General features: G+C 72.4%; 18 protein-coding genes. 7 read left to right on the top strand and 11 right to left on the bottom strand.

The window, feature by feature from the left end:
- Nucleotides 1-135 precede the first annotated feature (135 nt).
- A complete protein-coding gene (locus tag WMF46_RS13370) occupies nucleotides 136-2,973 on the top strand; it encodes a protein kinase domain-containing protein (protein WP_437985967.1) in 2,838 nt (945 codons plus the stop codon).
- A 10-nt stretch (nucleotides 2,974-2,983) separates the two neighbouring features.
- Nucleotides 2,984-4,063 (top strand): hypothetical protein, encoded by a 1,080-nt coding sequence (locus WMF46_RS13365; protein WP_437985966.1) that lies wholly within the window; start codon nucleotides 2,984-2,986, stop codon nucleotides 4,061-4,063.
- Between the two features lie 72 nt (nucleotides 4,064-4,135).
- Here WMF46_RS13365 and WMF46_RS13360 read toward each other — a convergent pair whose 3' ends face one another.
- On the bottom strand, nucleotides 4,136-4,951 hold the full coding sequence (locus WMF46_RS13360; protein ID WP_437985965.1) for a uracil phosphoribosyltransferase: 816 nt from the start codon (nucleotides 4,949-4,951) through the stop codon (nucleotides 4,136-4,138).
- Between the two features lie 243 nt (nucleotides 4,952-5,194).
- Between WMF46_RS13360 and WMF46_RS13355 the strand changes: the two genes are divergently transcribed.
- Both WMF46_RS13355 and WMF46_RS13350 read left to right on the top strand, forming a co-directional pair.
- Complete coding sequence (locus WMF46_RS13355) at nucleotides 5,195-5,683, top strand: SMI1/KNR4 family protein (RefSeq protein ID WP_437985964.1); 489 nt, start codon at nucleotides 5,195-5,197, stop codon at nucleotides 5,681-5,683.
- A 57-nt stretch (nucleotides 5,684-5,740) separates the two neighbouring features.
- Nucleotides 5,741-7,678 carry a protein kinase domain-containing protein gene (locus WMF46_RS13350; RefSeq protein ID WP_437985963.1) on the top strand — a complete coding sequence of 646 codons (1,938 nt, stop codon included), beginning with the start codon at nucleotides 5,741-5,743 and terminating at the stop codon, nucleotides 7,676-7,678.
- 140 nt (nucleotides 7,679-7,818) lie between these two features.
- Here WMF46_RS13350 and WMF46_RS13345 read toward each other — a convergent pair whose 3' ends face one another.
- Nucleotides 7,819-8,811 (bottom strand): hypothetical protein, encoded by a 993-nt coding sequence (locus WMF46_RS13345; RefSeq protein WP_437985962.1) that lies wholly within the window; start codon nucleotides 8,809-8,811, stop codon nucleotides 7,819-7,821.
- Between the two features lie 182 nt (nucleotides 8,812-8,993).
- Here WMF46_RS13345 and hisD point away from each other — a divergent pair, with 182 nt between their 5' ends.
- Nucleotides 8,994-10,376 (top strand): histidinol dehydrogenase, encoded by a 1,383-nt coding sequence (hisD, locus tag WMF46_RS13340; RefSeq protein WP_437985961.1) that lies wholly within the window; start codon nucleotides 8,994-8,996, stop codon nucleotides 10,374-10,376.
- A 169-nt stretch (nucleotides 10,377-10,545) separates the two neighbouring features.
- Here hisD and WMF46_RS13335 read toward each other — a convergent pair whose 3' ends face one another.
- On the bottom strand, nucleotides 10,546-11,475 hold the full coding sequence (locus WMF46_RS13335; protein ID WP_272103306.1) for a DUF4388 domain-containing protein: 930 nt from the start codon (nucleotides 11,473-11,475) through the stop codon (nucleotides 10,546-10,548).
- 362 nt (nucleotides 11,476-11,837) lie between these two features.
- Between WMF46_RS13335 and WMF46_RS13330 the strand changes: the two genes are divergently transcribed.
- Nucleotides 11,838-12,920 carry an L-erythro-3,5-diaminohexanoate dehydrogenase gene (locus tag WMF46_RS13330; RefSeq protein ID WP_437985960.1) on the top strand — a complete coding sequence of 361 codons (1,083 nt, stop codon included), beginning with the start codon at nucleotides 11,838-11,840 and terminating at the stop codon, nucleotides 12,918-12,920.
- A 72-nt stretch (nucleotides 12,921-12,992) separates the two neighbouring features.
- Here WMF46_RS13330 and WMF46_RS13325 read toward each other — a convergent pair whose 3' ends face one another.
- The 6 genes from WMF46_RS13325 to WMF46_RS13300 all read right to left on the bottom strand — a co-directional run bounded on the left by WMF46_RS13325 (nucleotide 12,993) and on the right by WMF46_RS13300 (nucleotide 21,644).
- Entirely contained in the window at nucleotides 12,993-15,209 is a 2,217-nt protein-coding gene (locus tag WMF46_RS13325) for an ATP-binding protein (RefSeq protein ID WP_437985959.1), read from the bottom strand.
- A 107-nt stretch (nucleotides 15,210-15,316) separates the two neighbouring features.
- Nucleotides 15,317-15,691: a hypothetical protein gene (locus WMF46_RS13320; RefSeq protein WP_437985958.1), complete on the bottom strand. Its 375-nt coding sequence runs from the start codon at nucleotides 15,689-15,691 to the stop codon at nucleotides 15,317-15,319.
- Nucleotides 15,692-15,695: 4 nt separating this feature from the next.
- Nucleotides 15,696-19,307 carry a sigma 54-interacting transcriptional regulator gene (locus tag WMF46_RS13315; RefSeq protein WP_437985957.1) on the bottom strand — a complete coding sequence of 1,204 codons (3,612 nt, stop codon included), beginning with the start codon at nucleotides 19,305-19,307 and terminating at the stop codon, nucleotides 15,696-15,698.
- Between the two features lie 198 nt (nucleotides 19,308-19,505).
- Nucleotides 19,506-20,384, bottom strand: a complete 879-nt coding sequence (locus tag WMF46_RS13310; protein ID WP_437985956.1) for a DUF2520 domain-containing protein — start codon at nucleotides 20,382-20,384, stop codon at nucleotides 19,506-19,508.
- Nucleotides 20,381-21,043 carry a nicotinate (nicotinamide) nucleotide adenylyltransferase gene (gene nadD / locus WMF46_RS13305; RefSeq protein WP_437985955.1) on the bottom strand — a complete coding sequence of 221 codons (663 nt, stop codon included), beginning with the start codon at nucleotides 21,041-21,043 and terminating at the stop codon, nucleotides 20,381-20,383. Before nadD ends, WMF46_RS13310 begins: the two co-directional genes overlap by 4 nt.
- Nucleotides 21,027-21,644 (bottom strand): hypothetical protein, encoded by a 618-nt coding sequence (locus WMF46_RS13300; protein ID WP_231864811.1) that lies wholly within the window; start codon nucleotides 21,642-21,644, stop codon nucleotides 21,027-21,029. Before WMF46_RS13300 ends, nadD begins: the two co-directional genes overlap by 17 nt.
- A gap of 278 nt (nucleotides 21,645-21,922) precedes the next feature.
- On the opposite strand from WMF46_RS13300, the gene WMF46_RS13295 reads away from it, so the two are divergent.
- A complete protein-coding gene (locus WMF46_RS13295) occupies nucleotides 21,923-23,197 on the top strand; it encodes a (2Fe-2S)-binding protein (protein ID WP_437985954.1) in 1,275 nt (424 codons plus the stop codon).
- Between the two features lie 40 nt (nucleotides 23,198-23,237).
- Here WMF46_RS13295 and WMF46_RS13290 read toward each other — a convergent pair whose 3' ends face one another.
- Complete coding sequence (locus WMF46_RS13290) at nucleotides 23,238-23,969, bottom strand: heme exporter protein CcmB (RefSeq protein WP_437985953.1); 732 nt, start codon at nucleotides 23,967-23,969, stop codon at nucleotides 23,238-23,240.
- The gene (gene speA / locus WMF46_RS13285) at nucleotides 23,966-25,909 is read right to left on the bottom strand and encodes a biosynthetic arginine decarboxylase (RefSeq protein WP_437552288.1); all 1,944 of its coding nucleotides are present in this window, start codon (nucleotides 25,907-25,909) and stop codon (nucleotides 23,966-23,968) included. The genes WMF46_RS13290 and speA overlap by 4 nt, the downstream gene beginning before the upstream one ends.
- Between the last annotated feature and the right edge of the window lie 181 nt (nucleotides 25,910-26,090).

Raw genomic sequence — 26,090 nt, 5'->3', positions numbered from 1 at the left:
CGAGGTTACCCCAAGAAGGATCCAGGACCTAACAGACGGCTGGACGAGCCTCCCCGCCCCCTCCAGACGGCGCCCCCGCGAGCCGAGGGAGACCTCGACTCCAATCGTTATCCCGAACGTGGTAAGGTCCCGCGCGTGTCCACAGTGGTCTGCCCGCAATGCGCGAATCCGTGCGAGCAGGCGCACAAATTCTGCCCGGTGTGCGGCTTCCCGATCTCGGAGTTCAACCGGACGTCCGACGATCCGCTGATCGGGACGACGCTCCCTGGCAACTACGTGATCCTGGAGCTCGTCGGGGTTGGCGGCATGGGCCGCGTGTACAGGGCCGAGCAGAAGGCCCTGGGGCGCACCGTGGCCGTCAAGATCATCCATCCCCACCTGCTCGGCGACGAGAGCGCGTCGGTCCGGTTCATCACCGAGGCGCGCGCCGCGAGCCGCCTCAACCACCCGAACTCGGTCGGCGTCATCGACTTCGGTAAGAACGGCGGGCAGCTCTACCTCGTCATGGAGTTCCTGCGCGGGCGCGACCTCGCCCGCGTCGTCTACGAGGACGGCCCGCTCCCGTTCCGCCGCATCGTCGACATCCTCTGCCAGGTGCTCGCGGCGCTCGCCGAGGCGCACCACCTCGGCATCATCCACCGCGATCTCAAGCCCGAGAACATCGTGCTCGAGCCGATGCGCTCGGGCGGCGATTTCGTGAAGGTCGTCGACTTCGGCCTCGCGAAGCTGAAGGGGGAGGTCGCGACGACGAACATCACGAGCCCCGGCATCGTCTGCGGGACCCCGGACTACATGGCCCCGGAGCAGGGGCGCGGCGATCCGATCGACGCGCGGAGCGACCTCTACGCGTGCGGCGTCATCCTGTTCCAGCTGCTGACCGGCCGGCTCCCGTTCGAGGCGGAATCGCCGACGCAGGTGGTGCTGATGCACCTCTCCTTGCCGCCGCCCGATCCCGCCCTGCTCGCGCCGGAGCGCGAGATCCCCGAGCCGCTCGTCGAGGTCACGCTCCGAGCGCTCGAGAAGGACGCCGCGCGGCGCTACCAGTCGGCGGACGAGTTCGCGGCGGCGCTGCGCGCGGCGCTCGGGACGTTCGACACCCCCTCGGGGCGCTTCTCGTTCGCCGACGCGACGGTCATCTGCGGCTCGTGCCGGGCCATCGTGCCGCGCGGCCAGAAGTTCTGCGGCGAGTGCGGCGCCAGGATCGCGCAGGCGCACTCGCCCGCCCCTGCGCCGCGCGCGGCGCCCCAGGCCGCCCGGCGCGATCGCGCCCCCTCGGCCCCCACGCTCCCGCTCCCGTTCGCGGCGCGCGAGGACGACCTCGCGTGGCTCGACACCTGCCTCGCCGACGTCGAGGGCTCGGTCGTCGCCGCGCGCATCGTCGGCGAGCACGGCGTCGGCAAGACCCGGCTCCTCCGCGAGTTCCTCGACGTCGCCGCGAGCCGGGGCGACATCGTCATCCAGACCGGCCCGGACCCGTGGGGCGCGGAGGTCGGCTACTACGCGCTCCGCTGGGCGATCGCCGGGCTCGCCGAGCTCCCGCCCGACGGCGGCAACGCGTCGAACTGGAGCGGCGCGACGCCGGAGGCGCGGCGCGGGCTGCTCGAGATCTTCGGCAAGGGCGACCGCGGGAGCGACGTGCGCAGGCACGCCTGGAACAAGCCGACGGCGGGCGGCCTCTCGCCCGACGATCGCCGCTTCATCGCCGCGGAGGCCCTGCGCTGGGCGCTCTCTCGAGCGCAGCAGACCGCCTTCCCGCACCGGGTCCTGCTCGCGATCGACGACCTGCACGCCGTCGACGGCGCGAGCCGGAACGCGTTCGCCGACGTGATCGCGGAGCCGCCGCTCGCGGCGCTGCTCATCGTCGCCAGCCACACGCCGGGCTTCGAGCCTGAGTGGGGCGGCGCCGTGCGCGCGCTCGGCGGCCTCCCGAAGGACATCGCGCTCTCGCTCCTCCGCAGCAGCGTGGGCCTGGACCACCGCGCCGCCCGCAAGACGCCGCCGAGCATGGGCGGCCTGCGGCTGTCGCCGCGGCGCGACCCGTCGGACGGCGCCGCCGATCAAACCCCGCTGGCCCTGCCGCCGAGCGCGGCGAGCCCGGCCGTCCTCGGCGGCGAGGCCGCCACGGTGCCGCCGCTCTACATCGACCAGCTGGTCCGCTACACGCTCGAGGGGGGCAGCGATCCGCCCGCGCGGATGGCCGACCTCGTCGCCGCGCGGATCGAGCGGCTGCCGCAGGACGCGCGCCGCACGCTGCAGGCGCTCGCCGTCATCGGCGACGCGGCGGACCGGGCCACGCTGCAGCGCCTGCTGCCGGACATCCGCGCCTTCGACGACCTGCTCGGCAAGCTCGCGGCGGCGGGCATGATCGAGGAGCACTCGAGCGGCATCCGCACGGCGCACCCGCTGCTCCGCGACGTGACGCTCGCGACGATCCCGGCCGGCGTCCGGCGCGATCTGCACGCCAAGGCGACGTTCGACAGCGCGGGCGACCCGCTCGCGCTGCCGCTCGAGGTGCAGGCGATCCACGCCTACCACGCGCAGAACGCGTTCGTCGCGCTGATGCTCCTCGAGCAGGCGGCGGACCGCTCCGCCGCGCGCGGGGACAGCGCCGGCAGCGTGCTCGCGCTGCGCCGCGGCCTCGATCTGGCGCGGCGGGAGATCTTCCGTGGCGAGCTCGACGATCCGGTGCGCGCCGTCCTGATCTTCAGCCGGAAGCTCGGCGAGGCGCTCGCGCGCGCCGGAGATCTGACCGACGCCGACGGCGTGCTGCGCGAGGCGCTCGACCTCGCCGGCCCAGGCGGGCCTGATCGCGCGCTCGTCCTGGGCGCGCTCGCGCACGTGGCGCACCAGCGCGAGCGCACGGGCGAGGCGTCGATGTACCTCCGCGAGGCGATGGACCTCGCCCGGCAGGGCGCCGACAGCGACGTGGTGCAGTCGCTCGACAAGATGCGGCGCGAGTGGATGGCGCGCTGAGCGAGAGACGGTGAACGACGAGGAACGATCGCGAGGGGCCGGATCGCCGGCGAACGCAGCGGCATCGCCGCCGCGCGCGCCGTTCATCGCGCGATGGGACCTCGACAAGACCTACCTCCGGACCGACTTCGACACGCTGCGCGACCTCGTGCGGACCGCGATCGAGCGGCCGGATCAGAAGCGCACCGTGCCGGGCGCGGGGTCGCTCCTGCGCGAGCTCGGCCGCGCGGGCGTCGAGACGCACATCCTCTCGGGCAGCCCGGAGCAGCTCCGCTCCCGCATCGAGCAGAAGCTGCGGCTCGACGGCGCGCGCTGGGCGTCGCTCACGCTGAAGCCCAACCTGCAGAACATCCTCCGGCTGCGCTTCCGCGCGCTGCGCGGGCAGCTCGGCTACAAGCTGCCCGCGCTGCTCCAGCGGCGCTGCGAGCTCGCGGAGCAGCGCGACCCGAGCGGCGCGCTCATCCGCGAGGTGCTGCTCGGGGACGACGCGGAGGCCGACGCGTTCGTCTACTCGCTGTACGCGGACGTCTGCGAGGGCCGGGTCACCCCGCTGGAGCTCGGCGAGGTGATGCGGCTCGGGCACGCGTACGACGACACCATCGTCGATGCGATCCGGTTCGCGAGCTACGTCGAGAAGGGCCCCGTCGTCGAGCGCATCCTGATCCACCTCGACCGCCAGTCCTCGCCCTCGGATTTCCGGATCTTCGGCGACCGGGTCGTCCCCTTCTACAACTACCTTCAGGCGGCGTTCGTCCTCCACGAGGACGGCCGGATCGCGGCGCACGCGGTGCTCCGCGTCGCGCAGTCGCTGGTCGTCGCCCACAACTTCGACAGCGTCGCGCTCGCGCGGAGCTACGTCGATCTGTCGCGCCGCGGGCACGTCTCCGGCAAGGGCATCGCGTCCCTCGCGGCCGCCTACGGCGAGCTCGCGCAGCGCAGGGCCGCGGGCGCGAGCGATCTCGGCGCGATGGTCGCGGAGCTCACGCGGCTCTGCAGCGATCTGCGCCCCGCCGTGAGCCGGCCGCACGCGGACATCGACTACCGCGCGCTCGCCGCCGGCCACAACCGACGCTCGAAGCGCGGCCGCTGACAGCGGGCGTGCGAGGTGGCCGCGCCGGCCCCGGCGTCGGCGCGGGGCGCCGCCGCGGGGAGGCCCTCGCGCTCACAGCCAGGCGTTGTTGAGGATCTCGCCGACGCCGCCGGCGCCCGGGACGATGTACTGGATGCTGTTCAGGCCGCGCTCCTCGTCCCAGTGCGTGCCCGGCTCGGTCTTGAGGACGCGCGCCGGCGAGAGGCCGCGATCGAGCCGGAGCGCGTAGATGATCGCGTCCGGGTGGGCCTCGGTGACGCGGCGGATGTACTCGGGCGTGACGATGAGGTGCATGGCGATGCACTTGGCCGGCCGCCCCTCGAGGGCGGTCTTGTAGTACGTCATGGCGCTGACCATGGACGAGCCGGTGGCGCCCATCGGGTCGGGGAAGAGCACGTGGCGCCCGTCGACGTCGCGGCCGATCTTGGCGTCGTGCCAGGTCGCGCCGACGACCTCGCCCTGCTCGTTCGTCTGCCGGCTCATGAACAGGTGATCCTGCCGGACCAGCGCAGGGTCGAGGACCTCATTCAAGAGCTCGTAGACCACCTGGGAAGGCATCGTCCCGGCGCGCGCGATGCCCACGGTGACGGCCTTGGTCGCGCGCGACAGCGCGGCGCCGCGATACACGGCCTCCGGGTGGGAGGAGATCATCCGGGTCGGGACGTCGACGCGCGCGCGCCCCAGCTCGGCGGCGAGGACGGCGCGCGCCAGGTTCTGGTAGAGAACGCCGACGAGACGCCCGACGTCGGGCTGGACCGTCTCCGGAGAGCAGGCTCGAGCCAGCAGAGTCCATGCGAGCGGGTCATCGAGCAGGTGCACGCCCGGACCGTACCGGTGGGCGATTTCGGGGGGCCGGAATCGACTCTCAGCGTACGCAACGTCGACCATCGTTTTTCTGTTACACTACCTGGCCCGGCGCGGGGTATTCCTCCGGGTGCGCGCCGGTGCTCTCCCCGGGAGCGGAGTGGTTTCGAAGCGATGAGGGCGCCCGCCCAGCGGGCTGTCCCGGTGGACTTGCAAAGGAAGGGATGTTCGGTGGATAGCGACCTTGCCGAGTCGGTTGCGGCGCTCAAGGATGCCTTTGTCCGAAGAGGCATCCCTGCGAGGTTCGGAAAGGCGGCTCCAGCGGCGGTGGAAGAGCTGCGCAAGACGCTGCGGGTGCCCGCGAGGTACCGCGCTTTCCTCCAGGAGGCCGACCCGCTCGACGTCGAGACGGTGACCCCGGTCGAGCGTGTACGCCTCATCCCCTCCGAGAAGCTCGCGGCCGAGCAGCTAGCGAACGGCGGCGACAGCTCCCTCGCGGGCTGGCGCAAGAGCTGGATCCTCATCGCTCGCAGCGCCCTGCTGGGAGATCCCTATTTCCTCGACATCTCGAAGCTCGACGCCGAGGGGGACTGCCCCGTGTTCAGCTGTATGACGGGGACCGAGTCGCTCAAGCCAGAGCTCTGCGCGTCGAGCTTCCAGCAGTTCCTGCGCATCCTCGCTACCTCGATGGAGGTCGCGTCCGGCTTCGGAGAGAGCGGCCTCGACGACGACGATGAGGCCATCTTCCGCGAGGCGCTCGCGCCGAAGATCAAGACCATCGACTCCGCGGCGCTCCGCGCGGGCCACTGGACCTGACGTAACCTCCACGGCGCGCCGCTCACCGGGCGCGCCGCGGATCGAGCTGACCGCGCCATGGCCAGGTGCCTCGTATGCAACGCCGAGAACCCGGGCTCCGCCCGGTTCTGTGTGGCGTGCGGCGCGTCGCTGACCGCGAACGAGGCGGGCATCGGCGCGGCGACCTCGGCGCGTCCTGCGCCCGGCCCGCGGACGACCGTCCCTGGGCAGCCGCTGCTGGGCGCCCTGGTACCCGAGGATCCGGCGCACAGAGCCAGCCTCTCGGCCCTCGCGGCCGGCGGCGCGAACGGGCCCGCGGCGAACGTCCACGCGCCTCATGTCGTCCCCGCGCCGCTGGCGGGCTCGCTGCCGCGGCGCGCGCCGGGCGGCCACCTGCCGGCGGGGACGCTCGTCGATCAGAAGTACGTGGTCGAGCGGGTGCTCGGCGAGGGCGGCATGGGCGTCGTCTACCTCGCTCGGGACGTCCACACCGGCCTGCACGTGGTGCTGAAGGCGGTGCGCCAGGAGCTCGGGCACCGGCCGGACGTGCGCGCGAGGACGCTCGCCGAGGGCCGCGCGCTCGCGCAGATCGATCATCCGAACGTCGTCCACCTGAAGGCGGTGGTGGCGGAGCGAGACGACCTCTGGCTCGTCATGCAGTACATCGACGGCGAGAGCCTGGAGCAGACGCTCGCCAGGTACGCCGAGGAGAGCCGGCGGATGCCCCTGCCCGAGGCGCTCTCGATCTTCGGCCAAATCGCCTCCGGCATCGCGGCCGCGCACCGCGAGGGGGTGATCCACCGCGATCTCAAGCCGGCGAACGTGCTCATCCGCGGCAAGGACGGCGTCGCGAAGGTCACCGACTTCGGCATCGCCAAGGCCGAGGCGGACGCGCTCGCGGGGCGCGGGCTGACCAAGGGGATCATCGGCTCGCTCTATTACATGTCGCCGGAGCAGGTCCTCGGGCGCCGCGACCTCGACAAGCGAGTGGACATCTACGCGCTGGGCGTCGTGCTCTACGAGATGCTGGTGGGGCAGGTGCCGTTCGACGCCGAGAGCGACATCGAGATCATGCGGCAGCACGCGGAGGTGCCGCTCCCCCTGGTCAGCGCCGTGCGTCACGATGTCCCTCCGGCGCTCGACGCCTTCCTCCAGAAGGCGTGCGCCAAGGAGCGGGCGGATCGCTTTGCCAGCTGCGAGGAGCTGCTCGCCGCGCTCGACGCGATCGCCCATCCTGCGCCGGCGGCGGCCGCCGCGCCGCTCGGCGCGTCGAGCCGCCCGCCGCCGCCCGCGGCCACGACGGTCGACGAGGTCCGCGAGGGGCTGCGGTCGCCGTCGGGCGCGCCGCTGGCGAGCGGGCCTCGGGGGCCACAGCGCGCACGCGGCTCGTGGCTCGCGATCGGCGCCGGGGCCCTCGTGATGTTCGGCGGGGCCGCCGCGCTGCTCGGGCTGGGCGTGCTCGACAGGCCGCGCGATGGTCGCCGGCGGGCCGTCTCGCCGAGGGAGCAGCGCCCGGCAGCCAGCGCGAGCAGCACCACCCCGGCGGCCAGCGCGGAGCAGCCGCAGCCGTCGCCGCTCGCCAACCTGACCGGGCTGTGGGTCGGCAACGGGCGCGAGCTCGAGGCCGTCCTTGCCGGCGAGTCGCTCGAGTTCCGGGTCCGCCGCCCGGAGCAGTTCGCGCCGCAGGACTATGCCGAGGGCGAGGCCCGCTTCTCGCTGCACGAGATCCCCGGCGAGACCGGGGTGTTCGCCGTCGAGGACCGGCTCCGCTTCATCGCCCCCGAGTCGCGCAAGTTCGATCCGGCCCGCTCCAGGGGCACCTGCCAGGACGTCCGCAGCGCGGTGGAGGGCCACCCCCTGCGCGCGAGCTTCGACGGGGCCCGCCTGAGCGTCGAGTTCGCGAAGATCGAGCCCTCCACGAGCAACTTCGTGGTGGAGCGCGGCAAGGTCGTCAGCTGCGTCGGCCTCAGCGCCCTCCCCGCCACGCGCGTCGTCAGCACGCTGTCGAGGATGTGACGGGCTAGACCGCTCCAGAGCGGCGGTCACCCGCACAGGAGACGGGCTCAGCTCGGCGTTTTCGGCGCGGAAGCGCACTCCGGTGCGCTGAGCACCGAAAACGTCGAGATGGGCCCGTATCCGAAGCGGGTGGCCGCCGCTCACAAGCCGCCGACTGCGGGCACCGGCTGCGGCTTTCCGGCGTGGATGACCGCGCAACGGACGGTCGTCGACGAGGTCGGCGCGCTCGCCCGCCCGCCACCCAGGACGAGCGTGCCGAAGATGTTGCGCGCCGCCGCATCGACCTCCGCGGCGCCGCGCGGCGGCACCGGGTTCCCGCTCGCGTCGAACACCGTCACCGCCTGCACGACGCCGCGGGCGATCTCGCCCTCCGGGAAGGACATCATCACCGTGGCGCGGACGTAGGCCGAGGAGCCCTCGACGATCCCGAAGCTGTACGGCTTCTTCGCGAAAGCGCCGCAGAAGCCGCTCGTACCCATGCCACCGTCGGGCCCGTAGTTCGCCGATGCCCACTGCCCGACGTTGACCGTGAGCCCGCTCTCACCCGAGCCTTGCGCGTACTGGACGCACTGGGCGAGCGCTGGATCCCACATCGCGCCCGTTGGGCAGCGCCCTACCTTCGCGCACGCCTGGCCGGTCCAGACCTCGTCGCGCGCGCAGGTCTGCGAGAGGGGCACGCACGCGGCGGTCGGACCGTCGACGACGAGCTCCTGGCCGGGCGGGCATCCGAGCTTCTGCCCGGCGCCGACCGCGACGCCGATGTTGGTCGCCACCTGCTCGCGCGAGACGCAGTAGCCCGTGCTCTGGTCGATCTCGTCGCCGGGCCGGCAGCGATCGGGAGCGCACCCGCCGGCCTCGTAGTGGCGACCCACGCCGCAGTAGGCGTTCGCCGCCTGGGGCGTGAGGCACTGGCCCGCGACCGAGAGATAACCCTTCAGGCATCGGCAGCGGTTCTGCTTCGTGTCGAAGCCGGCGCCGTCGCTGCACGACGAGATCGAGCAGCGGCAGCTGCTGCCCTGGCAGATCTTGAGGAAGCAGGAGTTCTCCGGGCAACCGATGAGCACGGCAGGCGCCAGCGCGAGGAGCACGACCGAGAGCGCGGTAGAGGCGAGACCAAACGAGCCGGACCGCATCGGGCGACCCTACTCGATCCGCTCAGGCCGGGGAACTCGGGGAGCGACGCGCGGCAGCCGCCGCGATGCGCTGCCGCGGCCGCGGCGCGCGCCGCGCGGCCGACGTACCGGCGGCCGGGGTGGTGTGGTACGGGGTGTCGCCGTCGACGCGGAGATTCCACCGCGCCGGTCCATATCAAGCCATGCTGCCCATCTACATCGAAGGTTCGCCTCAGTTCGAGTCCACCCTGTCAGCCCTGCGCACCCGCGGCACGGGCGACCTCGCGAACGTCACGCCGGCCGTGACCGAGATCATCGACAACGTCCGGCGTGGGGGGACGTCCGCCGTGCTCGGCTACATCGAAAAGTTCGAGCGGAGGACGTCGAAGGCGCTCGTCCGCCACGCAGGCCCCGAGGCGGAGGGCGGCTTCGGCGGAGCCGAGGCGCTCGCGAGGCTCTCGCCGGAGGTCCGCGCCGCGCTCGAGACCGCGGCAGCGAGGATCGCGCGTTACCATGAGCGGCAGCGCGACGCGGGCGATCTCGGCCCCCCGAACGTGGCGGCGAACGGGCCCGCGCTGCAGGCCGGCTTCAGCTACGAGGAAGAGGGCGTCCTGCTGGGCATGCGCGTGCGCCCGCTGCGCCGGGTCGGCGTCTACGCGCCGGGCGGCAAGGCCCGCTACCCCTCCAGCGTGCTCATGTCGGCCATCCCCGCGCGCATCGCCGGCGTGCAGGAGATCGTCCTCGCGAGCCCGTCGGCCGACGACGCAACGCTCGCCGCGGCGCACCTCTCCGGCGTGACGACCCTGCTCGACGCGGGCGGCGCGCAGGCGATCGCGGCCATGGCCTACGGGCTCCCGGAGCTCACGCCGGTCGACAAGATCGTGGGGCCCGGCAACGCCTACGTCGCCTGCGCGAAGAAGCTGGTCTTCGGGGATGTGTCGATCGACGGCATCACCGGACCGAGCGAGATCCTCGCGCTCGCCGACGAATCCGCGGATCCCCGGCTCGTCGCCGCCGATCTCCTCTCGCAGGCCGAGCATGACGAGGCGTCCTACGCCCTGCTCGCGACGACCTCCGCGAAGCTGGCGGAGGCGGTCGCGCGCGAGCTCGACGCGGCGCTCCCCGAGCTCACGCGTCGCACGATCGTGCAGGCGTCGCTCTCGACGCACGCGGCGGCGCTGGTCGTCGGCTCGCGCGCCCGCCTCGCCGAGATCGCCGATCAGCTCGCGGTCGAGCACGTGGCCTTCCACGTCACCGACGCCGAGGGGTTGTTCTCGGAGATCGGCACGCTCGGCGCCGCGCTGCTCGGCGACCTCACCCCGGTCGCCGCGGGCGACTACCTCGCGGGGCCGTCCCACGTCCTCCCGACCGGCGGCTCAGCCCGCTTCGGCGCGCCGCTCGGGGTCTACGACTTCGTGACGCGCGCGAGCCTCATCCGGTACTCGGGCGCGGCGCTCCGGGCGCAAGGCCCGATCATCGAGAAGCTGGCCCTGGCCGAGGGCCTGCAGGCGCACGCCCGCGCCGTGTCGCTCCGCCTCGCGAGCAAGGCGACCGACCCCGCCAAGCGCGGCGCGTCGCAGTCCTGACACCGCGCTGCCGCCCGGCGCGCCGCGCCCTCGGGAGCGCGGCGCGCGACGACGCGCTGTCGACCGCGCTCCCCTGACCTATCGATCTCGGTTCAGCCGAGCGCCGCGCGCGCGCCGCCGCGATCGGCCGCCTTGCGCGGCTTCGCGGCGCCGTACGCCCCCGGCAGGCTCACTCGGCGCGGAGGTAGCCCGCGTTGATCATCTTCAACACGGACTGCGCGGTCTCCAGATCCGTCGCGGGGCTCTTGTTGAGGACCATCGCGAGGTGCCCGTGGTTGTAGACCACCTGGAGGACGTCGAGATCGACGGGCGAGAGATCGCGGAGCTGCGGCTTGAGCGGCTGGGGGATGACCAGGCGCGCCGACAGGTCCGGGAGCTGGTGGCGGATGTTGTTCAGCTCGTCGATCTGCCGGAGCCCCTCCATGAGGAGCTCCTGCACCGTCGCGCTGATCTCGCCGGTCATGACCCGCTCCTCGGCCGCCTCGAGGTCGAACGTCCCGCCGGCCCAGGTGAGGATCCGGTAGACGCTCTTCAGCGGCGGGACATCGGTCAGATCGTTGATGGTCGCAAAGGTCACGATGCCCTTGCGCAGGTAGATCTTGCCGACATCGTCGTCGGAGCGGACCACGAGGACGCCGCTCTTCTTCGATGTCCCGAAGAGCTGCAGCAGATCCGGGAGCGGGATCTCGTCGATCGACCCGGACATCGACCGGGTCTGACCGCTCCTCAGCGATGGTTCGTCCATCCGTTTCCGCGCCGGTGGCGCGCCCGGGTCGGTGGAGACGACCTTGAGGATGCTGGTGCCGATGAGCACCCGATCGCCCTCCTTCAGGGTCGTCTTCTTGATCTTCTCGCCGTTGACGAACGTTCCGTTCGTCGAGCCGAGATCCTCGATCACAATCGACTGTTCGGTGCAGGCAATCCGGGCATGGCGCCGGGAGACCATGTCCTCGACGAGGACCATGTCGAGGTCGCTGGAGCGACCCACGACGATCTCCTGCTGCTCCCCGAGGGGGAATTCGCCGCCTTGGTACTTCCCGGAGATGAAGCGCAACGCTAGTTGCCGCGTTGCCGACACCTTGGGAGCGTGGTTATCCATCGCAGGGAGTAAAAACCTTCGTGCGCTTACGAGAGCGCCAGCAGGGGGCAAAGCTTAGTTTCACCGAGCAAAGGTGGTCAAGAGATCCGGTCCGTTCTTTCAAATGAGTCGGCTCGTCCGATCCTGACGCAACGCGCCGGCCCCCCTCCCTCGGCCGCCACAGGGGCGCGCCGCGGGGGTAGGGGCCAACGTACTCGGCGCACGCGAGTGTATCCAATTTGAGGGAAAGAGGGCGACTGGCTCCGTCGAAACCGTCGGCACCGCCAGTTTCCGAGGCCCCCGGGCCCGGGGCGGTGCGCCGGGCCGCCTCAGCGGGGAATCCTGCGGTCGCTCGGCTCATTGCCCTTGCTTTCGAGCCCGGCATGTTGAACGGCCTCGGCGTGAGCTCCGAAGCGACGCGACCCACCCTCTCCGCAGGCGATCCGCTGGGCACGCACCGCGTGCTCGATCCACCGGGGGCCATGCCGCAGCCGGCAGAGCGGCTGGACGCCGACGCCTCGCGCCACTTCGAGACCGAGATCGTCGTCGATGTGCAGACGCTGAACATCGACGCCGCGAGCTTCCGCCAGATGGAGGAGGCCTCCGGCGGCAGCCCGGACGGCGTGACCCAGCTCGTCCTCGAGACGGTGGCGCGCCGGGGCAAGCAGCACAACCCGGTCACCGGCTCGGGCGGCATGCTGCTCGGCGTCGTGCGTCGGGTCGGCTCGCTCGCCGAGCACCGCGGCGTCGCCGTCGGCGATCGCATCGCGACGCTCGCGTCGCTCTCGCTCACGCCGCTCTCGCTCCGCCGGATCATCGCCGTGCGGCCCGCGTCCGCGCAGATCGACGTCGAGGGCACCGCGATCCTCTTCGGGTCGGCGCCGCTCGCCCGGATGCCGACCGACATGCCCGAGCGGCTCGCCCTCGCGCTGCTCGACGTCGCGGGCGCCGCGCCTCAGGTGGCGCGCCTCACCGGCCCGCGCGACAGCGTCGTGGTGCTCGGCGCGGGCGGGAAATCGGGCCTCCTGTGCGCGGCCGAGGCGCGGCGCTGCGTCGGCCGCGCCGGACGCGTCATCGGGATCGAGGCGTCGCCGGGGCTCGCCGCCGATCTGCGCTCGCTCGCGATCTGCGACCATGTCGCGGTCCTCGACGCGCGCGACCCCCTCGCCGTGCGCGACGCCGTGCTCCCGTTCACCGGCGACGCGGGCGCCGACCTCACGCTCTCGTGCGTGAACGTCCCGGGCGTGGAGCTCAGCGCGATCGTCGCCACGCGCGATCGCGGCAAGACGTACTTCTTCGCGATGAGCACGAGCTTCACCGCCGCCGCCCTGGGGGCCGAGGGGATCGGCAAGGACGTGGACCTCTACATCGGCAACGGCTACGCCCACGGACACGCCGAGCACACGCTCGCGCTCGTGCGCGAGCATCCCGCGCTCGAGCGGCTCATGACCTCGCGCTACGGCTGAGCGCCCCGCTCGACGCGACGCGCGCAGCGCGCACGCGCCCAGACGCCGCGGGCGCTTCTGGGGTCACCGGCCTCAGCCGGGCCGCTCCTGAGGGGCCGGCTCGGCGGGCGCCAGCGCCGAGGGCGACGGCTGCGGCGCGCTCAGCTTGTCGACGGCGGCGGGGAGGATCACGGCGAAGGTGCTCCCCTTCCCCTCGTACGACCGGACCTCGATGCGACCGCCGGCGCTCTGCGCGATGCGCTGGCTGATGGACAGGCCGAGCCCGGTCCCTTTGTCCTTCGTCGTGAAGAACGGCAGGAAGATGTTCGCGAGCACCTTCTGGGAGATCCCGGGGCCGTTGTCGGTGACGTTGAGCTCGACGAACGGCTCGTCCGAGCCCGAGCCGGGCCGCGTGCCGCGGCCGAAGCGGACGCGCGTCGAGATCACCACCTTGCCCCGGCCCTTCATGGCCTGAACGGCGTTGCGGAACAGGTTCATCAGCACCTGCCGCAGCTGCTCCGGATCGATGGCGACGCGGGGGAGGTCGGGATCGAGCGTGACCTCGACCTCGAGCTGGTCGTTCCTGCGCTCGATCGAGAGCACCTGCAGGGTGCGGCGCACGATCGCGTTCACGTCGGTCGGGACGGCCGAGCCCTGCGCCGGCCGCGCGAGATCGAGCACCGAGCCCACGACGCGATCGAGCCGATCGACCTCCTCGAGGATGATCCCGAGGAACTCGCGCGACGCCGGGTCGATCTGCGCTTCCGGCACGGGATCGGCGAGCAGCTGCGCCGCCCCCTTGATCGCGCCGAGCGGGTTCCTGATCTCGTGCGCGAGCCCGGCCGCCATCTGGCCGAGGAGCGCGAGCCGGTCGCGCTCCTTCATCTGCGCGTAGAGCCGCGAGTTCTCCAGGACGACGCCGATCTGCGCGGCGAGCGTCTCGAGCAGGGTCAGCTCCTCGGGCGAGAACGCGTCGCGCACGCGCGTGTCCGCCACGACCAGGAGCCCGATCGGCTCGCCCTGCTCGTCGCGCGCGCACAGCACCACGCCCGAGCAGAGGCTGCCGAGCACCTCGGCCGCCGCGAGCACCGCGTCCTCGGGGACCTGGGGCCGAACCTCCGTCCGCCGCGCGAAGTTGCCGTCGTCGTCCGCGTCGCTCTGGCTGCGGCGCGCCCGCCGCTCGCGCGCCTCCCGCTCCAGCTCCTCCATCGCGAGCGGCCCGCGGTCGAGGCGATCGAGCAGCGCCCTCGCGGTCGCCACCTCGATCCGCTCGGGGACCCGCGGCCCGAGCGAGGCGAGCCGGTCGAAGCCCGTCCCGTCCAGATCGCGCAGGTAGAGCGCCGCCGCCGTGACCCGGCGCGACTGCTCGAGCGCGCTCATCACGATCGAGCCCATCTCGTCCACCTCGAGCGTGTGCACGAGGCGCCGCCGGGCCTCCGCGAGCGAGCGGTCGAGATCGAACCGCTCCCGCAAGAAGACGCGCTGGAGCTGCTCCTCGACGCGCTCCCGCAGCGGGTCGAACAGCACCAGGATGACGATCGCGGCGAGCACCGCGTTCAGGTACATCGTGTTGAAGCCGCCGATGAACGTGAGCAGGAGATAGAAGATCAGCGCGATCAGGAACGCGACCGCCGTGGCGACGAGCAGGCGCGCGAGCATCTCGTAAGCGTCGAGCAGGCGCTCGTGACGGAGGGCCTGGGCGAGGACGAACAGGAACACGATCGAGAGCGCCGCCCCCACGGGCGGCGGCTCCGCGCCGAGGAACCAGGCGAAGTCGGCGACGCTGGCGAGCCCAGCGAGCGCGCCGATCACCACGAGGAACCGCACGCGGCGCTGCGTCGCGCGCGAGGAGCTCTGCTTGCCGCGCTGGCCGAGGGTGTACAGCCCCGCGGTGAGCAGCGCGAAGACGTAGAGGAAAATGCACCCGCGCGTGAGCCAGTCGAGCCACGAGCCCGGCTCCCGGCTCACCAGCACGAGGACGAACAGCGGGATGACGAGCACCCCCGCGAACCGGAGCAGCCGCGAGCGCCGATCCGGGTCATGGGGGATCATCGCCTCGAAGAGCTGCAGCGCGAACTGCGGGAGCAGCACGGCGAGGATCGCCGTGAAGCGCTCCCAGATCGAGGCCTGGAAGAAGCCGAAGAGCGACTGCGAGAGGTACCAGAGCCCGACGTCAGCCGCGAACGCGGCGAAGAAGAGGTGGACGCGGCGGACGCGACCTCGCAGCAGCGTCGACGCCGCGATGGCGAGGGCGAGTGCCCCGCAGACCAGGGTCGTCCGTGTGCGGAGATCGATCCCGAGCGGCGCCACGCGCGAAGGCTACCGCGGCGAGCCGCGCGGCGACCGCAAAACGCGCCGGGGAGCGGCGCCGGGCGGCGCCGGGGCGCGGACGCGCTCAGGCCGCCCGGGCGCGCGGCTCAGCGCGTCCCGTCGCTCTCGAAGGGAACGGTGTCGTGTCTGTCCGCGCTGCTGGGGCTCCACGGGAGCGGGTCCGGGTTGCAGCGTTCCTGCGATCGCACCTCGATCGTCGTGGGCGCGCCGTCACCGCTGGACGGCGACGCGACGTCGCGCGGCGGGAGCGACGCAGGCGTGACGAAGTCGGAGACGGGTACGACGACATCGCCGTCGGCGCCCTCGCTCGATCCGGACGCTTCTTCGGAGATCATCGGGTCGAGATCGCTCCACGCTTCGACGCTCTGCTCCTCGTGCTCAGGGGACGCGATCGCGCAGCCCGCCAGCAGCAAAGGCGCCGCGAAGCCCCCCGAGAGCCAACTCCTCCAGCAACCTCGCATCACTTCAATCCTCCGAAGTCCCGCCAAAGCCATACTGTTTGACAAGCTGGGAAAGCCGCGGGCGCTTCATGCCCAGGAGCACGGCGGCGCGTGTGATGTTCCCACGACTTTCGTCGAGCGCCCTGGCAACGCACTCGCGCTCGATCTCGCGCTTCATGTCGCTGAGGCTGACCCCTCCGCGGACGTGAGCGTACGCGAGCTCCAGCGGCGTGCGATCCACGGGCATCGACGGGGGATGTGCCACCAGCGTCGCCTGATCGGGCGCCGACGCGCGTGGCCCGCTGGACGGCTCTCTGGGTGCGTCTCTGGACGACTCTCTCGACGATTCTCTGAACGAGTCTTTCAACGATTCTTTTAACGATTCTAAGGCAGGGTGCATGCCAGCCCTCGGCGTCATCGGGGCGCTCACCAGCTCGGCGGCGTCGAGCTCCCGCAGCCCTTCGACGTTCGTCGTGAAATCCTCGAGATCGATCACCTCGCCGTCCGCGAAGATCGCCGCGGCGCGCAGGGCGTTCTCGAGCTCGCGCACGTTCCCCGGCCAGGCGTGCCGCGACAGCGCCTCGATGGCCCGGCTGGACAGGCGCTTCGGCGCCACGCCACGCTCGCCGCCGATCCTCCCCAGGATCGCGGCCGCGATCGCGGGCAGATCCCGCGGCCGATGGCGCAGCGCGGGGACCTCCAGGACGACCTGCCGGAGCCGGTAATAGAGATCTTCCCGGAACTCGCCCCGGGCAACCATCGCACGCAGGTCGCGGTGGGTCGCGCAGAGGATCCGTACGTTCGCGCGCAGCGGCGTGACACCCCCGACCCGCTCGAAGGTCTTGTCCTGCAGGACGCGGAGCAGCGCGACCTGCGTGCGCGGCGAGATGTCCCCGATCTCGTCGAGGAAGAGCGTTCCCCCCTCGGCGAGCTCGAAGCGCCCGCGACGGCGCGACGCCGCGCCGGTGAACGACCCCTTCTCGTGGCCGAACAGCTCCGAGAGCAGCAGCGTCTCGACCAGGGCGGCGCAGTTGACCTTGATCAGAGGGCCCGCGCGCCGCGCGCTCACCTCATGGATCGCCTCGGCGACGAGCTCCTTCCCGGTGCCGCTCTCGCCGTGGATCAACACGGTCGCGTCGCTCGCGCCGACCTTCTCGATCTGGTGGATGAGGCTGAGCAGCGCCGGCGTCGTCCCGACCATCCGCTTGATCGCGGGGCCCACGCTCGCCGGCCTCGGGGCGCGAGCCGCCCCCCTGGCGCACCCGGCGCACGCGCTGGAGCCGCAGAGCTCGCAGCCCCTCGGCTCCGCCTCGGCGGCGCTGCGCGCGCACGCCTCCAGCCGGGCGAGCTCGGTGAAGCTCCGGCGCGCGAGGAACTTGCGCGAGATCTCGGGCGGGAGCGACTCGGCGATGCGATCGCGGAGGTCAATCGCCGCCTCCAGGTGCGAGCGCGCCGCCGTGGGCTCGTCCTCGGGGGCGCGCGACGCGCGGTCCCCGGCGGACGACGCGTGGTGCAGGAGCACGTGCGCCTCCAGGGCGCACTCGTGGCTGTGGGCCCGGCGCGACAGCGCGAGCGCCTCCGCGGCGATCTTCCCGAACGGCGCGCCGGCGGCGCGGGAGCACATCGCCTCGAGGAGGGCGATCTCGGCGCGGTGGCGGTCGGAGGTCGCCTCGGCGCGCGCCCGCTGGATCATCTGGCCGGCCTGCAGGAGGTCGCCGTCGTGCAGCGCGATGCGCGCGGCGATCGCGTAGCACTCGCCGAGCTTCGAGCCGGCGCCGCAGGCGAAGGCGGCCGTGAGCTCGGACCAGGCGTCCACCGTGCGGCGGCACTCGAGGTGGATCTGCGCCGCGACGTAGGCGACGTGCGTGATCCGAACGCCAGGGATGACGTGGCCGCAGGCCTTCCGCGCGAACGCGAGCGCCTGCTCGGCCTCCTCGATCAGCCCGAGCTGCAGCCGGATCTCGGCGAGGTTCGTGATGAGGTTCACGAGCGCGACCTTGTCGCCGATCCTCCGGAAGATCTCGATCGCGCGCTCGAAGAGGCGCAAGGCCTCCGGGTACTCGTGCTTCAGGTGGGCGATGACCGCGAGGTTCGTGAGCGCATAGCCGGTCGCCGCGCGCTCGCCGCGCCGCTCGCCCTCCTCGAGCACGCCGGCCAGCATCGTGCGCGCCTCGTCGAGGCGGCCGCTGGAGAGCAGCGCGATGGCGCGGTTCAGCCGGGCGCGCAGCTCGCTCACGTGCTCGCCCGCGCACGCCGCCTCCCACGCGTCAGCCGCGAAGTGCAGCTCCGCCTCGGCCCAGGCCTGCTGCGCGAGCAGCAGCTTGCCGAGGATGTTGCGCGCCTGGAGGCGCGTCGCGATCTCCCCCGCGCCGGCGAGCCCTTCCTCGGCGCGCGCCTTGGCCGCCGCGAGGTCGCCCGTCTTGCAGCAGAGCTCCGCCATCTCCACGGCGCCGCGCGCACGCTCCTCGGGCGTGGCGGCAAGCGAGAGCGCCCGCGAGAGCACCATCGCGGCGGTCGTGAGGTCGCCGCGCGCGCTCGTCGCGCGGCCGCGCACGAGCAGCGCGGCGAACGTCTCCCGCTCGCGCTGGGCCGCGGAGGAGAAGTCGATGGCGAACTCGATGTCGCCGAGCCGGAGCGCGAGCTCCGCCGCGCGGAGCAGCCGCTCGCCCGACCCGGCGCTCCCGCCGGAGAGCGCCCGCATCGTCCGGGCCCAGCGCTGCCAGAAATCGGCGCGCGCCGACGGCTCGCCGACCGAGGAGATCGCGAGCATCGCCGCGGCCTCGGCCCGGTCGTCCTGGCCCAGCGAGGCGAGGAGCTCGCTCGCGCGCGAGAGGCTCCACGGGTCGGACGACTGCTCCTCGAGCGCCTCCGCGATCGCGAACACATCCTCGCGGTCGACGTTGGCCGGGTCGACGATCGCGCGCCGCGCGGCGACCCACCCTCGATCGTCGACCTCGATCAGGCCGAGGGCGGCGAGCTCCTGGGCGCCCCCCTGGCACGCCGCGTCCCCCGGCCCGGGCTCCGCGCGCCGCGCCGCGAGCTGGCGGAGCTGCGCGGACGGCCAGGGTCGCTGGCTCAGCGCGAGCCGGTCGAGCAGGCGCGCGGCCTCTCGGCTCGGCGGCTGCCGCGCGGGGCGCTGCTCCGGCGGCGCGGCCAGCACGGCGGAGCACCAGCCCTCCAGCGCGTCGAGCCGCTCGATCTTCGCGACGACCCGGCGCTCCGCGTCCGCCGCGAACGCCTCCCAGAAGCGGTGCAGATCGTCCGGCGACGCGATGCCGTCGATCGTGAGCGCGCTCGTCCAGGGCCGCATCGCGCCGTCGCTGCACACGATCACCAGCGCGGAGCACGACCCCTCCGCGATGAGGCGCGTGACCTCATCCAGCACCAGGCTCCCCCAGCTGGTGGCCTCTCCCTCGGCGACCAGCAGGATCGCGCCTTGCGCGGCGGCGCTGATGCCCTGCGCGGCCGCGGCCGGATCGGCAGAGGTGACAGCGCAGCGAAGCGCGAGATCGCGCCAGGGATCCCGATCCGCGGCGTGTGCGGCCGAGATCAGCGAGCGTCCCGCACCTCGAGCGCGGCGCGCGAGGTGGGAACAAACGGCGTCCAGGACCGGCCGCTGTCCATGGACGTGGAGCACCCCACGTGACGCGGCATCACGGACGCGCTCATCGAGCGCCCGGAACCCCCCGGAGTCGCTCGTGATGACAGAAGGAACGCGGGCTGCGGCAACGGATCCCAAGGCAACAAAAGCGTACCTCTCCGCCGGACCTCGCATCAATGGATCCCGCCGTTGAATATAATGAGGCGCCCACCTCACCATAAGAAAATTACAGTACTATTGCCGTGTTCCGTCCAGGACCCGCTGGATGGCGTCGAACGCATCCGCAGGTGCTTCGCCCAGGGCGCGGGCCAGCGGGAGCTGCGTCGCCGCGGCGGCGACGTAGAACGGTACGAGGTGCGGCGCGAGCCGACAGAGCGTCTCGAGGTGCCGCGCGACGCCGACCGCGTCGCCGCGGCGCACCGGCCCCGTCAGCGCGTCGGGCACGCCGAGGACCTCGACGTTGTCCGCGACCGTGCGGAGCAGCGGGCCGAGCATCTCGGCCGCCGTCCTCCGATCGATGCCCGCGCGCTCGAGCAGGTCGACGCCGGCGGCGGCGAGCGCGGCAGCGCCATTGGCGACCAGGCCCGCCGCCGCGTGGTAGGCGACGGGGTCGAGACCGGAGAACGTGCGCGGCGTCATGCCGAGGCACACCCCGAGCGAGCGAGCGGCGCGCACGGCCGTCGGATCGCCGTCGATGTGGAGCTGGCCACGCTCGAGGAAGGGCGCGAACGAGGGCGAGGCGAACGAGATCATCGGGTGCATCTGCGCGACCGAGACGCGGCCGCCTCGCGCCGCCGCGAGCGCCTCCGGGCCGAGCGCGCCGGCGCAGTGCACCACCGCGACGTCCCTGTGGCCAACGAGCCCGCGGTCGCGCAGCGCCTCGGCGCACGGCGCGATATCCCGATCGCGCACGGCGAGGATCACGAAGTTCGCCTCGATGCGCTCCGACGGCAGGCCGTCCCGCGCCGGCCGGAGGGTCACCCGTAGCCCCGCGTCGCGGATCGCGCGCGCGAGCCCGCGGCCCACCTTGCCGCCGCCATAGATGAACACCTCCAGGAGGGCGTTGTCCTCCGGGTGCACCGGCGACGGGCGCGTGCTGTCCATCTCGCTCATGGGCCGCTCCCGTAAAGGCGGTGCGCGAGCACGTAGTCCAGCACGGCGCGCGGCACGCGCTGGTGGACGGCCTCGTGATTGCCCGCCGCGAGCGCCCGGCGGATGTCGCTGCTCGAGATCCGAGGGAGCTCCACGTCCGCGGGTCGCAGGAGAGGACGATCATCGGCCGGCCCCGCGTCGAGGCGCTCCGCGGCGGGCGCGACGACGCCGGAGCGGCCGAGGACGATCGGCGGGGCGAGCTGCTCGATGCGGTCGAAGCGATGCCACCTCGGTAGATCGGAGAGCACGTCGGCGCCCACGAGCAGGCGCATCGCCCAGTCCGGATGCGCCGCGGCGAGGTGCTCCAGCGTGCGCAGCGTGAGGCTCTCGCCGCCGAGATCGCGCTCGACGGGCGACACCGACACGCCCGGGAGCCACCCGAGCGCGAGGTGGCACATCGCCAGACGATGCTCGAACGGCACGAGCTCCTTCGAGAAGGGGTGGCGGTAGACAGGGACGACGAGCACCTCGTCGATCGGCGCGATGGAGATCGCGTAGGTGGCCGCGAGGACATGCGCGACGTGGGGCGGGTTGAAGCTGCCCCCGAAGACGGCGACGCGGCGCGCCTCGGGCGCGCGCGCAGCCGGGGCGCAGGCCTGCGCATCAACCGTGCGAGCCACCTTGAACCCTCAGCCTGGGGCCGGCGGCGGACGGGCCCACGATCTCGCGCGCCGTCACCGCGCCGCTCGCGTTCATCACCTCGATCCGCACGCCGCCCTGCCCGTCGTCGAGGAGCGCCGTGCCGCCGTCGGAGCCGATCGGCCCCGGAGAGAAGAACGTCCGCGAGCCGACCTTCTTGATGAGCGGCTCCGGGCTCTTGCCGAAGACGAGGAGCGACGCCGCCACGATGTCCTCCTCGTCGAGCGCGGCCTTGTCGAACACGAAGAGCGCGACGCGCCCGTCCAGGATCTCGATGGTGCGCCGGCCGGACGGCAGGCTCATCAGCACCCGGAGGCGCAGCCGAGCGCGCTCGGACGCCACGAAGGCGTCGATCTGGTCCGGGGTCGCGGCCGCGCACCGAGCGGCTCGATCGAACAACGCGCCCTCGGTGGGGTCCGCGCCGACCAGGCGCTGCGCCCAGCCCACGACGACCCGGTCGAGCGCGTCGTCCTCGGCGACGTAGATGACCCGCTCGGCGTGGCCTTCGTCGAGCAGGTGCTGCGCGCCGCGAGCGAGCGCGGGCAGATCACCCTGAGCAGGGCCGAGGACGCCGAGGCGCATCGGGCACAGCATAGATCACCGCGCGAAGGTGAGGACACCTTCTCCACTCCGCCCGCTCCGCGCGCTTCCTGCGCCTCGGCTGCCTCCCATGGCCTCCCATTGCCTCCCATGATTCCCGTGCCTCCCGCGCCTCCCGTGATTGCGCGCCTCCGCGCGTCGGGCTCCTGCCGCCGGCGATCGTCTGTCTTTCCCTGCTCCGGCCTCTCTCCGTCTCTCTCCTCCTGCTTGCTCCCGCGCCCTCCTCTGCCGGCGCTGCGCGCGTCTGCTAGCGTCCGCCCATGTTTCGGCGAGCTCGCGCGCTCCAGCATCCGGTCACCATCACCCTCGACGGGGCGGACGTCCCGGCGGAGCGGGGCGAGCCCCTGGCCGTGGCGCTGATCGCCTCCGGGCGCGTGACGCTCGCGCGGAGCCCGAAGCTGCACCGTCCCAGGGCGCCGACCTGCCTGCGCGGAGGCTGTGACGGCTGCCTCGCGCGGGTCGATGGCGTGCCCAACGTGATGACCTGCCTGCGACCGGCGGCCGGTGGAGAGCGCATCGAGGTGCAGAACGTCGTGGGCTCGCGGCAGGCCGACCTGCTCCAGGTGACCGACTGGTTCTTCCCGCAAGGGATCGACCACCACCACCTGATGGCCGGCGTCCCCGGCCTGTCCGGGGTCATGCAGTCGATCGCGCGCAAGCTGGCGGGGCTCGGGCAGCTGCCGAGCGCGGCGCTCCCCCCCGAGCGCGCCGCGCGGCTCGACGTGGACGCGGCCGTGATCGGCGCCGGGCCCGCAGGCGTGGCGGCCGCGTCGGCGCTCTCGGCGCGCGGCCTCCGCGTGGCGCTGGTCGACGACGGGCTCGCCCCCGGCGGGTCGCTCGCCGGCGCGCCGCGCCGCGCGGCGGAGCTCCTCGCGCGATACCCGCTCGACGGCGTCCGCGTGCTCCGCCGTCACGTGGCCGCCGGCGTTTACCTCGGCGAGCTCCTGGTCGCCGGCGACGCGGGCGCGACCGTGATCAGGGCGCCCGCCAAGGTCTTCGCCACCGGGGCGCACGACGGCGTCGCGGCGTTCCCGAACAACGATCTGCCCGGGGTCTTCTCGGCGCGCGCGTTCTGCCGGCTCCTCGCGTGCGGCGTCGAGCCGACCGGCCCCGTCGCGCTCGCGGGCGAGGGCCTCTGGGCCGACGAGCTCGCGAGCGCCCTCGGCGACCGCATCGCGGTCCGGATCCCGCTCGCCGCGCTCGCCGCGGTGAACGGGATCTCGCAGGTGAAGAGCGTGACGGTGCGCGACGCGCCCTTCGCCCCCGACAGCCCGACGAGCGACGTCCGCGTCGTGGCCGTCGCGGTGGACGCGCCGGCCGCGCCCGCGTTCGAGGTCGCCGCGCAGGCGGGCGCGCGCGTCGAGATCGACCCGCGCGCGGGGTACGCGGTGCAGGCCGACGCGCGCTGCAAGGCGGGCGACGGCCTGTGGGCGATCGGCGAGTGCACCGGCGCCTCGCTCGATCTCGCCGGCATCGAGCGGGCGGCGACGATCCTCGCCGACGACGTGCGCGCGGCGCGCGGCGCGCCCGCGTGAGCCTGCGGGCGCGCGCGTCGAGATCGACCCGCGCGGCGGCTCAGCCCTCGATGATCAGATCGAAGAGGCCGAGCCCGCCCGCGAGGAACACGACGTCGAACACGCCCATGAGCGCCACGTAGTCGGTGAGCTCGCCGATCGACGCGCCGCCGAAGAGCTCCCGCGTCCCCGCGACCGCGGCGAGCAAGGTGGGCGCGAGCAGCGGGAAGAGCACGCTCGCGAGCACGAGGTCGCGGGCGCGGGTGCGCACGGTCATGGCCCCGAAGAGGGTGCCGCTCGCGGCGATGCCCGGCGTCGCCGCGAGGCAGAAGAGCGCGAGCCCCGGGCCCGTCTTCACGAGATCCACCGCGAAGAGGAGCGCCGCGACCGGGATGATGATCACCTCGACCGCGAACACGAACGCGCAGAGCCCGAGCGCCTTGCCGGCGAAGAGCGCGCTCCTCGCGATGGGCAGCACGAGCAGGCCCGAGAGCGCGCCGTCCTCGCGCTCCCGCTGCCACGTGCGGCTCAGCGCGAGCACCGACGCGAACGCCACGCTCACCCAGATGACCCCGGGCGCGACCCGCTCGGCCGCGTCCTGGCCCGCGTAGAACGCGAGCGACGCGATCACGGCGACGAGCACCGCGAAGAACCCGCTCGTGGTGACGATCTCGCCCGTGGCGAGCTCGATCGCGAGGTCCTTCCGCGCGACGAGCGCCGCCTGGCGCGCCCAGCCGGGCCGGCGCCGGGGGAGCGACGCGCGGACCGAGGGCGCCGTGCTCTCCGAGATCACGGCGTGGAGGTGAGGCTCAGGTACGTCTGGTCCTTGAGCCCCCGCTCGTAGTCGGCGAGGAGCCGCATGCCCTCCGTCGGCTTGAGGAGGTCCTGCTTGATCGCGCCGTCCACCTGGGCCTTCACCTTCCCCACGAGATCGCGGTTGTCGTACTGGGTCAGCGCCAGCACCTCGTGGATCTTGTTCCCGGCGATCGTCTCCTCGATGTAGTACCCGCTCTCCTCGTCCTCATCGAGGAAGACGTGCACCTCGTTGACCCGGCCGAAGAGGTTGTGGATGTCGCCCATGATGTCCTGGTACGCGCCGGTCAGGAAGATGCCGACGTAGTACGGCTGGTCGCCCGAGATCGGGTGCAGCGGGAGCGTGTCCTTCACGTCGTTCAGATCGATGAACTTGCTCACCTTGCCGTCGGAGTCGCAGGTGATGTCGACGAGCGTGCTGTCCGCCGCGGGGCGCTCGTTCAGCCGGTGGATCGGCACGATCGGGAAGAGCGCGCCGAGCGCCCAGTGATCGAGCAGCGACTGGAACACCGAGAAGTTGCAGATGTACTGGTCGGCGAGCTGCTTGCGGAGCTCGCCGAGATCGTCCGGCACCTCCTCCGGCTCGAGCGACGACGCGATTTTCTGCATGCCCTCGGCGATCTCCCAGAAGAGGATCTCGACCCGGGCCTTCACGTCGAGGTTGAGGAGGCCGAGCTCGAACATCTTCTGCGCCTCCTCCTTGATCTGGAGGAGGTCGTGCCACGACTCGCCGAGGTTCGGCCCGGAGATGTTGTCCTTGATGTAGAGGAGGTTCTGGATGAGCTTGTGCTCCTCGGTCTGGATGTCGATCGGCGACATCGGCGTCTTCTCGATCGAGCCGAACGCCTGGACGACCAGCACCGAGTGGTGCGCGACGATCGCTCGCCCGGACTCGGAGACGATGTTGGGGTGAGGCACCCGCTCCTCGTCGCAGATGTCGGCGATGTTGTGCACGATGTCGCGCGCGTACTCCTCGACCGAGTAGTTCATCGAGGAGTGGAAGGTCGAGCGCGAGCCGTCGTAGTCGATGGCGAGCCCGCCGCCGACGTCGATGTACTCGATGCGCTGCCCCATCTTGCGGAGCTTCGCGTAGTAGCGCGTCGCCTCGCGCACGGCGCGCTTGATGATCAGGATGTCCGGCACCTGCGAGCCGATATGGAAGTGCAGGAGCTTGAACGAGGAGCTCATGCCCGCCTCGTCCATGATCCTGATCGCCGCGAGGATCTCGGCGGTGGAGAGCCCGAACTTCGCGTTCTCTCCGCCCGACGTCTTCCACTTGCCCGCGCCCTCGGTGAGCAGCCGCACCCGGAGCCCGATCATCGGCTCGACGTTCATCTCCTTGGCGACGCGGGTGATCATCCGCACCTCGGAGAGCTTCTCCGCGATGAGGATCACCTTCTTGCCGAGCTTGCGCCCGATCAGCGCCGTGCGGATGAAGTTGTCGTCCTTGTAGCCGTTGCAGACGATCAGCGACTCGGGGTCGGTATGGACCGACAGGCCGGCGAACACCTCGGGCTTGGAGCCGACCTCGACGCCGTAGTGGTAGGTCTTTCCCGCGTCGAGGATCTCCTCCACGACCTCCCGGAGCTGGTTCACCTTGATCGGGAACACGCCGCGGTAGGTCCCGCGGAACTTGCTCTCGGCGATCGCCCTGTTGAAGGCCTCGTTGAGCGCCCGCACCCGGTGATGGAGGAGATCCTGGAAGCGGATGAGCAGCGGCGTGCGGAGCCCTTGCTCGAGCGCCGCGTCGACGACGTCGCGGATCGCGATCTTGCTGCCGCGCTCCTGGAGCGGCGCGACCGTGAGGTTGCCGTCCGGGCTCACGTCGAAGTAGCCACGACCCCAGCGGTCGATCATGTAGAGCGACTTGGCGTCTTCGGTCGTCCAGACGTCGGTCTCGGTCTCGTGCGCGCTGCTCACGGTCGTTCTCCTTGGCGGGGGCCGCGGCCGGCGGCACCCACACCTTCTCTGGGAGTGCCCCCACGAGGGGGCTTCTGGCTCATCAGGGGGACGTCAGATCGTCGGTCCGACGCAGGACGGCTGGACGCCGCGCGCTGGCGACGCGGCTCATTACGATAGGAACGCCTGACCTTCAAGGGCA

Source organism: Sorangium sp. So ce117 (genome assembly GCF_051524395.1).
In the GTDB taxonomy this organism is placed as follows: domain Bacteria; phylum Myxococcota_A; class Polyangia; order Polyangiales; family Polyangiaceae; genus Sorangium; species Sorangium cellulosum_B.
This window is presented reverse-complemented; position numbering and strand designations above follow the sequence as displayed.